This window comes from Clostridium sp. CM74B_53 (assembly GCF_036318045.1).
Classification (GTDB): Bacteria; Bacillota; Clostridia; order Lachnospirales; family Lachnospiraceae; genus Pilosibacter.
On record NZ_JAWQDE010000005.1, the window covers coordinates 74389 to 89422 of the forward strand.

At 50.3% G+C, this 15034-nt stretch carries 7 protein-coding genes and 1 other annotated feature; of the genes, 4 read left to right on the forward strand and 3 right to left on the reverse strand.

Annotated features, from left to right (window positions below; translation table 11 throughout):
• Positions 1–122: 122 nt before the first annotated feature.
• The 3 genes from V2546_RS05765 to V2546_RS05775 form a co-directional block, all read right to left on the reverse strand.
• Complete coding sequence (locus tag V2546_RS05765; protein WP_118321706.1) at positions 123–896, reverse strand: ABC transporter ATP-binding protein; 774 nt, start codon at positions 894–896, stop codon at positions 123–125.
• Positions 889–1779, reverse strand: a complete 891-nt coding sequence (locus V2546_RS05770) for an ABC transporter permease (protein WP_118321707.1) — start codon at positions 1777–1779, stop codon at positions 889–891. The genes V2546_RS05765 and V2546_RS05770 overlap by 8 nt, the downstream gene beginning before the upstream one ends.
• Positions 1780–1940: 161 nt before the next feature.
• Positions 1941–3032, reverse strand: a complete 1092-nt coding sequence (locus tag V2546_RS05775; RefSeq protein ID WP_215702102.1) for an ABC transporter substrate-binding protein — start codon at positions 3030–3032, stop codon at positions 1941–1943.
• Between the two features lie 237 nt (positions 3033–3269).
• Positions 3270–3506 (reverse strand) — a binding site (T-box leader).
• Between the two features lie 320 nt (positions 3507–3826).
• Between V2546_RS05775 and ftsH the strand changes: the two genes are divergently transcribed.
• The 4 genes from ftsH to rpoC all read left to right on the forward strand — a co-directional run bounded on the left by ftsH (position 3827) and on the right by rpoC (position 14962).
• Positions 3827–5677, forward strand: coding sequence for an ATP-dependent zinc metalloprotease FtsH (gene ftsH, locus V2546_RS05780; protein ID WP_118530061.1), 1851 nt, complete (start codon positions 3827–3829; stop codon positions 5675–5677).
• A 372-nt stretch (positions 5678–6049) separates the two neighbouring features.
• On the forward strand, positions 6050–7261 hold the full coding sequence (locus V2546_RS05785) for a hypothetical protein (RefSeq protein ID WP_329751799.1): 1212 nt from the start codon (positions 6050–6052) through the stop codon (positions 7259–7261).
• A gap of 146 nt (positions 7262–7407) precedes the next feature.
• A complete protein-coding gene (gene rpoB / locus V2546_RS05790) occupies positions 7408–11271 on the forward strand; it encodes a DNA-directed RNA polymerase subunit beta (protein ID WP_329751800.1) in 3864 nt (1287 codons plus the stop codon).
• 19 nt (positions 11272–11290) lie between these two features.
• Positions 11291–14962, forward strand: coding sequence for a DNA-directed RNA polymerase subunit beta' (gene rpoC / locus V2546_RS05795; RefSeq protein ID WP_118530057.1), 3672 nt, complete (start codon positions 11291–11293; stop codon positions 14960–14962).
• Positions 14963–15034: the final 72 nt, after the last annotated feature.

Genomic DNA, 15034 nt, shown 5'->3' on the forward strand with positions numbered 1-15034 from the left:
GATACTTTGTAACTGGTCAGTAGGTCTGCGCACTTGCTGCGCTGACCGTAATAAAACACAGGCCTGAAGGCAAAAATCCCATCGGTGAAGCCGATTTGGAATGGATTTTTGATATTTCCCGATCAGTTTCCGCACTCGATACTGATCGCGTTGAACATGTCGAGGATATCATCTACTTTCGTGTTCGCCTTTTCCTCGCCCTTTTTGTCCATGACCGCATGTCCCTGGTGCATCATCAGGAGACGGTCGCCGTACTCGACGGCAAAGCGGAGATTGTGGGTGACCATGATCGTTGTCAGGTGTTTCTCCGCAACGATCTTTCCTGTGAGTTCCATGATGATGTCGGCGGTCTTCGGGTCGAGGGCTGCAGTGTGCTCATCGAGGATCAGAAATTCGATCGGAGTCATCGTGGACATCAAAAGTGCCATCGCCTGGCGCTGGCCGCCGGAGAGAACGCCGACCTTCACGCCCATCTTATCCTCAAGACCGAGTCCTAAGATCTTTAACTGGTCGCGGTAGAAATCGATGCGGGACTTGTTTGTTCCGGGGAGCAGGTTAAACGGTTTTCCTTTATTATCGGCGAGTGCCATATTCTCCAGGATTGTCATGTTCGGGCAGGTTCCCATTGCCGGGTGCTGGTAAACGCGACCGATGCGGCGCTGGCGCTTGTACTCCGGCATCTTTGTGATATCGACTCCGCCCATCGTGATCGTTCCGGAGTCGACCGGAATGCTGCCGCAGATCAGGTTTAACATGGAAGTCTTTCCGGATCCATTGCTGCCGATTACGGAGACGAACTCGCCGTCGGCGATGCTCAGGTTGAAATCCTTAAAGAGGCACATTTCGTTCACGGTGCCTGCATTGTAATATTTATTGATGTTCTTTAATTCAAGCATGATGTGCCCCCTTTCTCTTCATGGAATCACTGATGATCAGGATCAGAAGAAGGATCGCCGCAGTGATCAGTTTCAGGTCAGTTGCTTTTACGATGCGCATGGAAATGACGAAAGCGACGCATGCCTTGTAGAGGATCGCGCCTGCGATGACCGCGGTGGTCGCTTTTAATTTTCCGAAGCGATGGAACAGCTGGGTTCCGAGGATGACGCTTGCGAGACCGAAGACCATGGTTCCGGTTCCGATGGAGATATCGAAGAAGGCCTGCTTCTGAGCAAGAACTCCTCCGGCGAGAGCTGCGAAGCCGTTCGCGATCGCAAGACCGATGATCTTCACGCGGCCTTTGTCCTCCGCGAGAGAGGTTACGAGAGCGTCATTGTCTCCGGCTGCCCGGAGCAGATATCCGGATCTCGTGTTTAAGTACCAGTCGAGGACGAATTTGCAGATCAGGGCGATCACTGCAAGAATGATCACAACGATGTACGGTCTCACGGATGCCGGCAGGCTGTTTCTCGTCCATTCATTGTCGAAGATCGTATCCTGGGACAGGAACGGGAGATTGGCTTTCATTCCGGCGATCCGAAGATTTACGGAGTAGAGAGCGGTCATGACAATGATACCGGAAAACAGATCGCGGACCTTGCATTTTACATGAATAAAGCCGGTCACGCATCCGGCGAGCACGCCTGCGAAGAAAGAGAGCGGTAATGCCCACACCGGGGAAATGCCTTTCACGATCAGCCCTGCGGTCAGCGCTGCGCCCAGGGGGAATGTTCCATCGACCGAAAGATCCGGAAAGTCCAGGATCTTGTAGGTGATGTATACGCCCAGGGCCATGATCGCGTAGATCAGCCCTTCCTCAAAGATTCCTAATAAGATTGCCATGTTATCCTCCGAAAATCAATAACCTATATTTTATCGCGGTTATTACAGTGGGTGTTCAGCTCTGCTGAACAGTTACTTTTACAGTTACATTCTGGTGCAAAGTCCGGCAAAGCGGATGAAATGCTTTGCCGGACTTCCTGACATTGTGTCTGTTTGAATTATTACTGGGTGATCTCAGTGAATAATTCTTTTGCATTCTTGGAGAGGTCCTCCGGGAATGTGATCCCGAGATCCTCAGCGACTTTGGAGTTTCCGTAGAAAGCTGCTTCCTCGATGACTTCAAAGTTCAGTTCGCTTGCTTTTTTCTCGCCCTTTAAGACTTTGGCAGCCATGCGTCCTGTCTGCTTTCCAAGATCAACATAATCGAGACCCATTGCAGCGAGGCAGCCGATCTTGACCTGTTCGATCTCACTTCCGAATACCGGGATGTTCTTTGCGTTTGCTTTGGAAAGGATCAGCGGAAGAGAAGCAACGACGGTGTTGTCCGTTAAGTTGTTTAAGCAGTCAACCTGTTCTAAGAGGCTGTCAGCTGCCAGTGGGATGTCTGCTGTGGAGGAAACGCCGGACTCAACGATCTCGAAACCGTAATCAGCAGCTTTTTCCTTATACTCTGCGAGTGTGGAAGCGGAGTTTACTTCGCTTGTTGTATACATGATACCGATCTTCTTCGCATCCGGAAGGATCGCGCGGATCATTTCGAGCTGCTGCTCGACCGGAAGCTTGTCACTGGTACCTGTCACTTCGCCAACCGGAGTTCCGTCAGCGTTTGCGAGCTCAGCTGCAACCGGATCCGTAACGGCTGTATAGATGACCGGGATGTCGTTCTTTCTGCCGACGCTGTATGCGCTCTGGGCGCTCGGTGTTGCGATCGCGCAGATGAGATCCACCTTCTGTCCGGCGAAGTTTGTACTGATCTGTGCTGCTAACCCTGGGTCAGCCTGTGCGTTTTCTTCTAATACGGTAAGATTTTTGCCTTCCACGAATCCGTTCTCGGCGAGACCTTCGATGAAACCTTCCCGGCAGTTGTCGAGAGAGCCGTGAACAGCGAACTGGTTGATGCCGATCGTGTAGGAACCGTCTGCGAGAGCGGTATCCGCTGCGTCTGCGGATCCTGCAGTTGTTGCTTCAGCAGTTGTTGTCTCGGCAGCTGTCGTCTCAGCGGCAGTCGTTGTGGAAGCTGTGTTTGAAGAGCAGCCTGCGAGAAGTGCTGCGGTGAATGTTGCTGCGATGATTGCTTTGATCGATTTTTTCATAATTTTGTTCTCCTCTTCTACTTTTTAATTGAGATGATTCGTAACTGCATTCCGGGTCTTTCCAATCCGGTCATGCGGTCCAGTAGTTGTTGGAGGTGTGGAGCGAAGGTGCCGTGGTGTGGGATATCTTGTACAGAGCATGTATTTTTGCTGCCATACATCTGTAGGGAGCTGCCGTGGGCAGGTCCTTTAGGTATAAAAAAAATCCCAAGGATCAGATATCGATTTAAATCTGATCCTTGAGACGAATTTCATATCCGCGGTGCCACTCAATTTGACCTTTCGGTCCGCTTTTTTCGTATACCAACATATACGCCGCTCTCTTAACGACTGCGGTAGCCGTCAGTCCATACTAAAATTCAGGACTGCCCTCGAAAGTCCATTCCATTTCCAGTGCAATACTGCAATCCCACCGCCTGCAGCTCTCTGTGAAAACACGATCGAAAATGTACTCCTCTTTCTCAACGGTTTTTCTTGTTTGGTTATGGGTATCATAGTACGGAAAGGATTGTTTGTCAAGAAGAACAATAAAAAAAGTTTGGAAACCTGCAAACTCCGCCAGCCAGAAAGAAAAATGGTAATTTCTAAAAAAAATATAACATTTCAGAAACTTCCATAAATTCCATTGACTTTCAATGTTTCCTGATATAGGATAAATATCACACGAAATGACAGGGTGTCACTTCGCGGAGATGCTCAGAAAACAAAGCATGTAAAAGGCAGAAAAAGTAACGGCAGAAGCTAAGATGCGATGAAAAGCGTTACAGAAAAAAGAAAATCAAGGAGGCAGACGTATGGGTACAAAAGACGGCGGAAAAAAGCCGAACCCGAATGATCTCAATTCATTTAAGGGATTTTTCTATTATATGATCATAATTCTGGTCATGACGGTCCTGTTAAACGGACTCGTATTCCCGTCCGCACTGAAAAGTCAGGTAAAGGAAGTCGGCTACAACGAATTTCTGGCTATGGTAGACAATAACCAGGTCACACAGGTAGAGAAAGATGACACGAACGGCGAGTACGTGTTTATCGCGAAAGACAGCAATGGAAAAGAGCAGGTCTACAAGACAGGACTCTGGGATGACCCGGATCTGACAGATCGCCTGTACAGCAAGGGCGTCACATTCGATAAAGTGATTCCGAGAAAAGAGTCAGCGATCATGAATATTTTCGTGAACTGGATCCTTCCGTTCGTGATCATGATTGGGCTCGGGCAGATCTTAAGCCGCAGCATGGCGAAGCGCATGGGCGGAAACGCGATGACATTTGGAAAGTCCAATGCAAAGATCTACGCGGAGAGTGAGACCGGCGTGACATTTGCGGATGTCGCAGGTGAGGAGGAGGCGAAGGATGCCTTAAAGGAGATCGTTGATTTCCTTCATGACCCGAAGAAATATTCCGATATCGGTGCCACGCTTCCGAAGGGCGCGCTTCTCGTAGGCCCTCCAGGAACAGGTAAAACGTTGTTAGCAAAGGCCGTTGCCGGTGAGGCGCACGTTCCGTTCTTCTCGATCTCCGGCTCCGAGTTTGTTGAGATGTTCGTCGGCATGGGTGCCGCGAAGGTCAGGGACCTCTTCAAGCAGGCAAATGAGAAGGCTCCGTGTATCGTCTTTATCGACGAGATCGATACAATCGGTAAAAAGCGTGACGGAAGCGGCATGGGTGGAAACGATGAGCGTGAGCAGACCTTAAACCAGCTTCTTACAGAGATGGACGGATTCGACGGACGAAAGGGCGTTGTGATCCTGGCGGCCACAAACCGTCCGGAGACCCTTGATAAGGCCCTCTTGAGACCGGGCCGTTTCGACAGAAGAATTCCGGTAGAACTTCCGGATCTCAAAGGCCGTGAGGCGATCTTGCGGGTACATGGAAAAGATGTCAAGATGGATGAGTCCGTTGACTTTAACGCGATCGCGAGAGCGACTGTCGGAGCCAGCGGTGCCGAGCTTGCGAACATTATCAATGAGGGCGCGCTCCGTGCCGTCCGCATGGGACGCCGCGTTGTATCCCAGGCTGACCTGGAGGAGAGCGTTGAGACTGTTATCGCCGGTTATCAGAAGAAAAATGCGTCCGTTTCTGAAAATGAACGCCGGATCGTCGCTTACCACGAGATCGGTCACGCCCTCGTTGCAGCGTGTCAGAGCAACTCTGCTCCAGTCCACAAGATCACAATTATTCCGAGAACATCGGGTGCTCTCGGCTATACGATGCAGGTGGAGGATGGCGAGCGCCTTCTTATGAGTAAGGAGGAGGCACTCAACAAGATCGCAACCCTGACCGGCGGCCGTGCGGCGGAGGAATTTATGTTCCACTCCATCACGACCGGTGCATCCAACGATATCGAGCAGGCCACAAAGCTTGCCCGCGCTATGGTGACCCGTTACGGTATGAGCGACCAGTTCGGTATGGTTGCCCTTGAGACCGTGACGAACCAGTACCTTGGCGGAGACACCTCCCTCGCATGCTCACCGGAGACAGCGAAAGCCATCGATGACGAGGTGATCGCTACCGTGAAGGCACAGTACGAGAAGGCAATGGGAATCTTAAGAGACCATGCAGCAAAATTAAACGAACTTGCCGGATATCTTCTCGAGAAGGAGACGATCACAGGAGAAGAATTTATGGAGATCCTGAACCGGTAAAAGCAGTATATCAGTGTGAGAAGACTCAGAGACCATGCAAAGTGGCTGCTCTGAGTCTTTTTTCGTTTTGGGAAAAGAATCAGTTACTTTTCATGGGTAGGAATTTTCTGAACTGAAAATTCCGTACAATACAGTGGTGGTAGTGGATTTTGCCGATTCGGAATGCGAAGCATCGGCAAAATCCTGTTACAGTGCGCGGGCAAGGAGTGCCCGTGTACTGTAACAAGAATCAGGCATTGGGCTGACGATGTGAAATCTCGATTGTGTGCACTGGAAACCTATGTTAAAATGAGAGTAGAAATTTAGATGTTGGGCTTAAAATACAAAATTAAAATGACCTGAAAAGAGGAATACCGACAGGAGGAACAACGGATGAAACAGAAATATTGTCCATACTGCGACCAGAAAATGACATCGGGTCTATACTGCAGCGGATGCAAAAGGATCGTGTGGCATCCATATGTACAGGATGTGGATTACTATTTAAATGAGAGACATCCACAGCATGAGTCAGACTGCTTGTACCACGATGGCGGAAGCGAATACCCTGGAAGCAGCACGTCCGGTACAGATTCGTACGCGGGCATATTTAAAGGGAATGGGACATCAACCAGAATACAGGGCGGAAAGAAAAAGACAAATCGGGAGAAGAAGACAGCGGATCCATTCCAGAATATGGGAAACCGGATGACGGGACAGCGGAATGCGTTCGAACATATGAAGAGCCAGCTTGAACAGTACCGCAGCCAGGCAGATACCTGCCAGAGTGGAACTTACAGCAGCCAGTCCGCGAAGAACATCATGGACCGTGTAAACTCCGAGCGGGGACGGAAGAAGCCGTTTACCGGCATTCTGATCGTCGTGATCATCTGGCTGGTATTTTCCGTCGGCGGAAACCTGCTGTTTCTTATCACCCATGCGATCCGGGAATCGATCTACGGGATCGAGAACATCTTCGACTCGTCCAGTGGCGATCTCTGGTCCTCTGCCGATTCCAACGCCGTGGAGGTCCTTGGAGAGGGCGAGCTCTCCGACGAGGAGGTGCGGGCCATCGGAACAAACTGTACAAACTACGGTCACTATGACGCCCAGCTTGCGGATGTGACGGCCGCCCTGGACCGACTCCTGCCGCAGTACGGATTTTCTGAGTGGTCGATGGAGGACACATACAGCTACAACTATGCTTCGGACGATATGAGCTGGTACAACACAGATCAGGCCTATTATCTGAGCCGTGATGGGGAGTATGTGGGAAGCATTACCATCTACGCCGACACGGCAACGGACGATCTCCATGGAATCGGTGCCTACAGCAGCGACGAGGAGGCCTTCTACCAGATCGTGGACGTGCTGGAAGCCACATTCCAGGAATTCGGCTATCTGGATACGGATCTAAATGGACAGGAGATATATCAGGAACTGATCAATACCGAGGATATGATCGTTAGTAAGACAGATGACAGTGTCAACGGATTTACCACAGCTTATGGACCGGAGATTTTTGCAAGTAAAGAAAGCCCGTCAGGGGATGATTTCTACTCGATCCAGATGTATGCGCCGGGGTATTACACAAGCGTAGAGTAGGAAAACTTTGTAAAAAAGTGCTTGACAGATTGACAACCCCATGGTAGTATGAAATGTGCACTATTGTGGTATCATGTGCATATGGTACCAGTATGCCCAAAATTAGTTATTGATTATAGAGAAAGAAAACAGGGGTGAAACGTCAAATGGAGAAAAGCAGAATGCGTCCGGTGCCGTCCGGCAAGAGCGTAAGAATGAGCTTCTCAAGACAGAAAGAAGTTCTTGAGATGCCGAACCTGATCGAGATCCAGAAGGATTCTTATCAGTGGTTCCTCGACGAGGGCCTGAAAGAGGTCTTTGACGATATCTCTCCGATCGCTGACTTTGCTGGACATCTTAGCCTGGAGTTTGTAGACTTCACGCTTTGCAAAGATGACATCAAATACACGATCGAAGAGTGCAAAGAGCGTGATGCAACTTACGCCGCACCTTTGAAAGTCAAGGTGAGACTCTGCAACAAAGATAAAGATGAGATCAATGAACACGAGATTTTCATGGGCGATCTGCCATTAATGACAGATACCGGCTCCTTCGTTATTAACGGTGCAGAGCGTGTTATCGTCAGCCAGTTGGTACGTTCCCCTGGTATCTATTATGGTATCGATCACGATAAGATCGGTAAAGAATTATATTCCTGTACCGTAATCCCGAATCGTGGAGCATGGTTAGAGTATGAGACAGATTCCAACGACGTGTTCTATGTACGTGTAGACCGTACCAGAAAGGTCCCGGTAACTGTCCTGATCCGTGCGCTCGGATATGGTACAAACGCTGAGATCATCGATCTCTTCGGTGAGGAGCCGAAGCTTCTCGCAAGCTTCACAAAGGATACATCCGACAACTATCAGGATGGTCTCCTTGAGTTATATAAGAAGATCCGTCCGGGCGAGCCGCTGTCTGTCGACAGTGCTGAGAGCCTGTTAAACGGCATGTTCTTCGACCCGAGAAGATATGATCTCGCAAAGGTCGGCAGATATAAATTCAACAAGAAGCTTCATATGAAGAACCGTATCGTCGGACAGATTCCGTCCGAGGATATCGTTGATACAGAAACAGGCGAGATCCTTGCGGAAGCAGGAAAAGCGATCACAAAAGATCAGGCGATCGCGATCCAGAACGCTGCGATTCCGTATGTATGGATCCAGACAGAAGAGCGCGTGGAGAAAGTCCTTTCCAACCTTATGGTTGACCTTTCCGCATATGTGTCCTTCGATCCGGAAGAAGTAGGTATCACAGAGTTAGTATATTACCCGGTATTAAAAGACATTCTGGAAAAAGCAGGGGATGACGAGGAAGAGTTAAAAGCTGAACTCCGCCGCAACGTCCACGTGCTTGTTCCAAAATGCATCACAAAGGAAGATATCCTTGCTTCCATCAACTACAACATGCACCTTGAGTACGGCATCGGCGTAAAGGATGATATCGACCACCTTGGAAACCGTCGTATCCGTGCAGTCGGAGAGCTCCTTCAGAACCAGTACCGTATCGGTCTCTCCAGAATGGAGCGCGTTGTACGTGAGAGAATGACAACACAGGACATCGACGGAATCACTCCGCAGTCCCTGATCAATATCAAACCGGTCACTGCAGCAGTGAAGGAGTTCTTCGGAAGCTCCCAGCTGTCCCAGTTCATGGACCAGAACAACCCGTTATCCGAGCTTACGCATAAGAGACGTCTCTCAGCGTTAGGACCGGGCGGTCTGTCCAGAGAGCGTGCAGGATTCGAGGTTCGAGATGTACACTACACCCACTACGGTCGTATGTGTCCGGTCGAGACTCCTGAGGGACCGAACATCGGTCTTATCAACTCCCTCGCAAGCTATGCGAAGGTAAACCAGTACGGCTTCGTTGAGGCTCCGTACCGTGTCGTAGACAAGAGCGATCCGGCTAACCCGCGAGTTACCGACGATGTTGTCTACATGACAGCTGACGAAGAGGATAACTACATCGTAGCACAGGCGAACGAGCCGCTCGATGAGGAAGGCCACTTCATCCACAACAACGTATCCGGTCGTTTCCGTGAGGAGACTTCCTCCTTCCAGAAGAAACAGATCGACCTCATGGACGTATCCCCGAGAATGGTATTCTCCGTTGCTACTTCCATGATCCCGTTCTTACAGAACGATGACGCGAACCGTGCCCTGATGGGATCCAACATGCAGCGTCAGGCTGTACCGCTGCTTTCCACAGAAGCTCCGGTTGTTGGTACCGGTATCGAAGGCAAGGCTGCCGTTGACTCCGGTGTCTGCGTAGTCGCTAAGAATGCCGGCGTTGTTGAACGCTCCGCTTCCAACGAGATCATCATCAAGAGAGATTCCGACGGAAACCGCGACGTTTACCGCCTGATCAAATTCTCACGAAGCAACCAGTCCAACAGCTACAATCAGAAGCCGATCGTTTACAAGGGCGACCATGTAGAGAAAGGCGAGGTTATCGCAGACGGACCGTCCACAAAGGATGGCGAGATCGCACTTGGTAAGAACCCGCTGATCGGATTCATGACCTGGGAAGGTTACAACTACGAGGATGCGGTCCTGTTAAGTGAAAAACTTGTTATGAACGATGTCTACACATCTGTTCATATTGAAGAATATGAATGCGAATCCCGTGATACCAAGTTAGGACCGGAAGAGATCACAAGAGATGTTCCGGGTGTCGGCGATGACGCATTGAAAGACCTGGATGAGCGCGGAATCATCCGCATCGGCGCTGAGGTCCGTGCCGGTGATATCTTAGTCGGAAAGGTAACTCCTAAGGGAGAGACCGAGCTGACAGCTGAAGAGAGACTTCTTCGTGCGATCTTCGGTGAGAAGGCAAGAGAAGTCCGCGACACATCCTTAAAAGTACCGCATGGCGCATACGGAACCATCATCGACGCAAAACTCTTCACAAGAGAGAACGGCGACGAGCTTGCTCCTGGCGTAAATGAGACAGTCCGCATCTACATCGCTCAGAAACGTAAGATTTCTGTTGGTGATAAGATGGCCGGCCGTCATGGTAACAAGGGTGTTGTCTCCCGTGTACTTCCGGTAGAGGATATGCCGTTCCTTCCGAACGGACGTCCGCTCGATATCGTATTAAACCCGTTAGGCGTGCCGTCCCGAATGAACATCGGACAGGTCCTTGAGATCCACTTAAGCCTTGCAGCAAAGGCACTTGGATTCAATGTTTCCACACCGGTATTCGATGGCGCAGACGAGAATGATATCCAGGATACACTGGAGCTTGCAAACGATTATGTAAACATGGAATGGGATGCATTCCAGGAGAAGTATAAAGAGATCCTTCGTCCGGAGGTTATGGAATATCTCGGTGAGCACCTTGATCACCGTGCTCTCTGGAAGGGCGTTCCGATCAGCCGTACCGGTAAGGTACAGCTCCGCGACGGACGTACAGGCGAATACTTCGATGGCCCGACTACGATCGGACACATGCACTACCTGAAACTGCATCACCTGGTTGACGATAAGATCCATGCACGTTCCACAGGCCCATACGCACTCGTTACACAGCAGCCGCTCGGTGGTAAAGCACAGTTCGGCGGACAGCGTTTCGGTGAGATGGAGGTTTGGGCTCTTGAGGCTTACGGCGCGGCTTACACACTTCAGGAGATCCTGACAGTGAAGTCCGATGACGTTGTTGGACGTGTAAAGACCTACGAGGCGATCATCAAGGGCGAGAACATTCCGGAGCCGGGTATTCCGGAGTCCTTCAAGGTACTCTTAAAAGAGTTACAGTCTCTCGGACTGGATGTAAGAGTGCTGCGTGACAATGGTGAGGAAGTCGATATGTCTGAGAACATCGACTACTCTGATACAAACTACGATCTTCGTTCCATCATCGAGGGAGACCGCCGCTACAACGATAAGGAAGACTTATCCGACTACGGATTCCAGAAGCAGGAATTCAAGGGCGACGAGCTTGTCAATGTGGAAGACGATGACTATACAAACGACGGTGCCAAAGACGACTATGTCGATGACGATTATACCGAGGATGACGACAAATAATTAGAAGGGAGTACCGTTCATGCCTGAGACAAATGAAACTTATCAGCCGATGACATTCGACGCGATCCGTATCGGACTTGCCTCTTCGGAAAAGATTCTGGAATGGTCCCATGGTGAGGTTAAAAAACCGGAGACCATCAACTACAGAACCTTAAAACCGGAGAAGGACGGTCTGTACTGCGAAAGAATCTTTGGACCGACCAAGGACTGGGAGTGCCATTGTGGTAAATACAAGAAAATCAGATACAAAGGTGTTATCTGTGACCGCTGCGGCGTTGAGGTAACGAAGTCCAGCGTGCGCCGTGAGCGTATCGGACATATCGCGCTTGCCGCTCCGGTATCCCATATCTGGTATTTTAAAGGTATCCCGAGCCGTATGGGTCTGATCCTGGACATCTCCCCGAGAGTCCTCGAGAAAGTTCTGTACTTTGCTTCCTATATCGTTCTGGATGCAGGAAATACCGGACTTCAGTTAAAGCAGGTCCTTTCCGAGAAAGAGTACCGCGATGCTGTTGAAAAGTACGGCTACGGCACATTCCGCGTAGGAATGGGTGCTGAGGCAGTCCAGGAACTTTTAAAGAATATCGATCTGGATAAAGACTCCGAAGAGCTGAGAAAAGCTCTTCAGGAGGCTTCCGGCCAGAAGAGAGCGAGAATCATCAAGCGCCTTGAGGTTGTTGATGCATTCCGCAGCTCCGGAAACAGACCGGAGTGGATGATCATGAACGTGATCCCGGTCATCCCGCCGGATATCCGCCCGATGGTACAGCTCGACGGCGGACGTTTCGCGACATCCGACTTAAACGACTTATACAGAAGAATCATCAACCGTAACAACCGTCTCGCAAGACTTCTCGAACTCGGCGCTCCGGACATCATCGTCCGCAACGAGAAGAGAATGCTCCAGGAGGCTGTTGATGCCCTGATCGATAACGGCAGACGCGGAAGACCGGTTACAGGACCGGGCAACCGTGCGTTAAAGTCCCTTTCTGACATGTTAAAAGGTAAGCAGGGACGTTTCCGTCAGAACCTTCTCGGTAAACGAGTTGACTATTCCGGACGTTCCGTTATCGTCGTTGGACCGGAACTTAAGATCTACCAGTGCGGCCTTCCGAAAGAGATGGCGATCGAGCTCTTCAAACCGTTCGTTATGAAGGAACTCGTTGCAAACGGAACTGCACACAACATCAAGAACGCGAAAAAGATGGTCGAGCGTCTTCAGACAGAGGTCTGGGATGTTCTCGAGGATGTAATCAAAGAGCATCCGGTTATGTTAAACCGTGCCCCTACTCTTCACCGTCTTGGTATTCAGGCGTTCGAGCCGATCCTTGTAGAAGGTAAGGCAATCAAGCTTCACCCGCTCGTTTGTACCGCATTCAACGCGGACTTCGATGGAGACCAGATGGCGGTTCACCTTCCGCTGACGATGGAAGCACAGGCAGAGTGCCGCTTCCTTCTTCTCTCCCCGAACAACCTGTTAAAACCGTCCGATGGTGGTCCGGTAGCAGTTCCTTCCCAGGATATGGTCCTCGGTATCTACTATCTGACACAGGAGAGACCGGGCGCAAAGGGCGAAGGCATGTTCTTCAAGAGCCCGAACGAAGCACTTCTTGCATATGAGAACGGAGCCGTTACTCTTCATGCGAGAATAAAAGTCCGTGTGACAAAGACACTTCCGGACGGAAGAACGATGACAGGCATCGTTGATACAACTGTAGGACGTATCCTCTTCAACGAGATCATCCCGCAGGACCTTGGATTTGTCGACAGAACGATCCCGGGCAACGAGTTAAAGCCGGAGATCGATTTCCTCGTAAAGAAGAAACAGTTAAAGCAGATCCTCGAGAAAGTCATCAATACACACGGAGCGATTCAGACAGCGATCACTCTGGACGATATCAAGGCGATCGGTTACAAGTACTCCACAAGAGCCGCTATGACCGTCTCCATTTCCGATATGACTGTCCCGGCAACCAAGAAACAGCTCCTTGCGGACGCTGAGGCAACGGTTGACCGTATCGCAAAGAACTTCCGCCGTGGTCTTATCACAGAGGAAGAACGTTACAAAGAAGTTATCGATGTATGGAAAGCAACCGATGACCAGTTAACACATGACCTTCTGACAGGTCTTGATAAATACAACAACATCTTCATGATGGCGGACTCCGGAGCCCGTGGTTCTGATAAGCAGATCAAGCAGCTTGCTGGTATGCGAGGACTTATGGCGGATACAACCGGTCACACGATCGAACTCCCGATCAAGTCCAACTTCCGTGAAGGTCTTGACGTACTTGAGTACTTCATCTCCGCACATGGTGCGAGAAAAGGTATGTCCGATACCGCTCTTCGTACAGCCGACTCTGGTTACCTGACAAGACGTCTTGTCGATGTATCCCAGGATCTCATCATCCGTGAGACAGACTGCTGCGAAGGAAAAGGAACGATCCCGTACATGGAGATCGAAGGCTTTACAGACGGTAAAGAGACGATCGAGACTCTCCAGGAGAGATTAACAGGCAGATATATCGCTGAGACGATCACAGATCCGGATACCGGAGAAGTTGTTGTCAAGGCAAACCATATGTGTACACCGAAACGTGCCGCAGCCGTTATCAAGGTTCTTGAGAAGCTCGGCAGAAATACCGTTAAGATCCGTACAGTCCTGACATGTAAATGCCATATCGGTGTTTGCTCCAAGTGCTACGGCGCGAACATGGCGACAGGTCAGCCGGTACAGGTCGGCGAGGCTGTTGGTATCATTGCCGCACAGTCCATCGGTGAGCCGGGTACACAGTTAACCATGCGTACATTCCACTCCGGCGGTGTTGCCGGCGGCGATATCACACAGGGTCTTCCGCGTGTCGAGGAGCTTTTCGAGGCAAGACGCCCGAAGGGACTTGCGATCATTGCTGAATTTGGTGGTGTTGTCACAATTAAAGATACCAAGAAGAAACGTGAGATCATCGTTACTGATCCGGAGACCGGAAACTCCAAGACTTATCTGATCCCGTATGGTTCCAGAATCAAAGTTACGGACGGACAGGTTCTCGAGGCCGGTGACGTTCTCACAGAAGGTAGCATCAACCCGCACGACCTGTTAAAGGTTAAGGGCGTTCGTGCCGTACAGGATTACATGATCCGTGAGGTACAGCGTGTTTACCGTTTACAGGGTGTAGAGATCAACGATAAGCATATCGAGATGATCGTGCGTCAGATGTTAAAGAAGATCCGTATCGAGGAGAGCGGCGATTCCGACGTTCTTCCGGGCGTATCCATGGATGTTCTTGATTTCAACGAGATGAACGAGGAGCTCATCGCTGCAGGCAAACAGCCGGCAGAGGGCAAACAGGTCATGCTCGGTATCACAAAGGCATCCCTTGCAACCGATTCCTTCTTATCCGCTGCATCCTTCCAGGAGACCACAAAGGTTCTTACTGAGGCTGCGATCAACGGCAAAGTAGATCACCTGATCGGTCTGAAAGAGAATGTTATCATCGGTAAGCTCATCCCGGCTGGTACCGGTATGAAGCGTTACCGCAACATCAAGCTCAGCACCGGCGAGATCGAGGAGAAGAAGCCGGAGCCGGAAGTTCAGACTGCTGCTGAGCCGCAGGAGGAGACAGAAGCTCCGATTGAAGAGGCTGAGAAGATCATTCTCAACGAGGATGACACACAGGAAGTTGATGAATAATCGATTATAATGTGTAAAGCTTTATGAAAACAGGCGATCGTGCAGGTTTTCAGAACAGACAAGTTTATATTG

Bases quoted from the DNA above. Each gene is read 5' to 3' on its own strand.
- ftsH (WP_118530061.1), top strand. From the start codon at position 3,827: ATGGGTACAAAAGACGGCGGAAAAAAGCCGAACCCGAATGATCTCAAT.
- V2546_RS05775 (WP_215702102.1), bottom strand. From the start codon at position 3,032: ATGAAAAAATCGATCAAAGCAATCATCGCAGCAACATTCACCGCAGCA.
- rpoB (WP_329751800.1), top strand. From the start codon at position 7,408: ATGGAGAAAAGCAGAATGCGTCCGGTGCCGTCCGGCAAGAGCGTAAGA.
- rpoC (WP_118530057.1), top strand. From the start codon at position 11,291: ATGCCTGAGACAAATGAAACTTATCAGCCGATGACATTCGACGCGATC.
- V2546_RS05785 (WP_329751799.1), top strand. From the start codon at position 6,050: ATGAAACAGAAATATTGTCCATACTGCGACCAGAAAATGACATCGGGT.
- V2546_RS05765 (WP_118321706.1), bottom strand. From the start codon at position 896: ATGCTTGAATTAAAGAACATCAATAAATATTACAATGCAGGCACCGTG.
- V2546_RS05770 (WP_118321707.1), bottom strand. From the start codon at position 1,779: ATGGCAATCTTATTAGGAATCTTTGAGGAAGGGCTGATCTACGCGATC.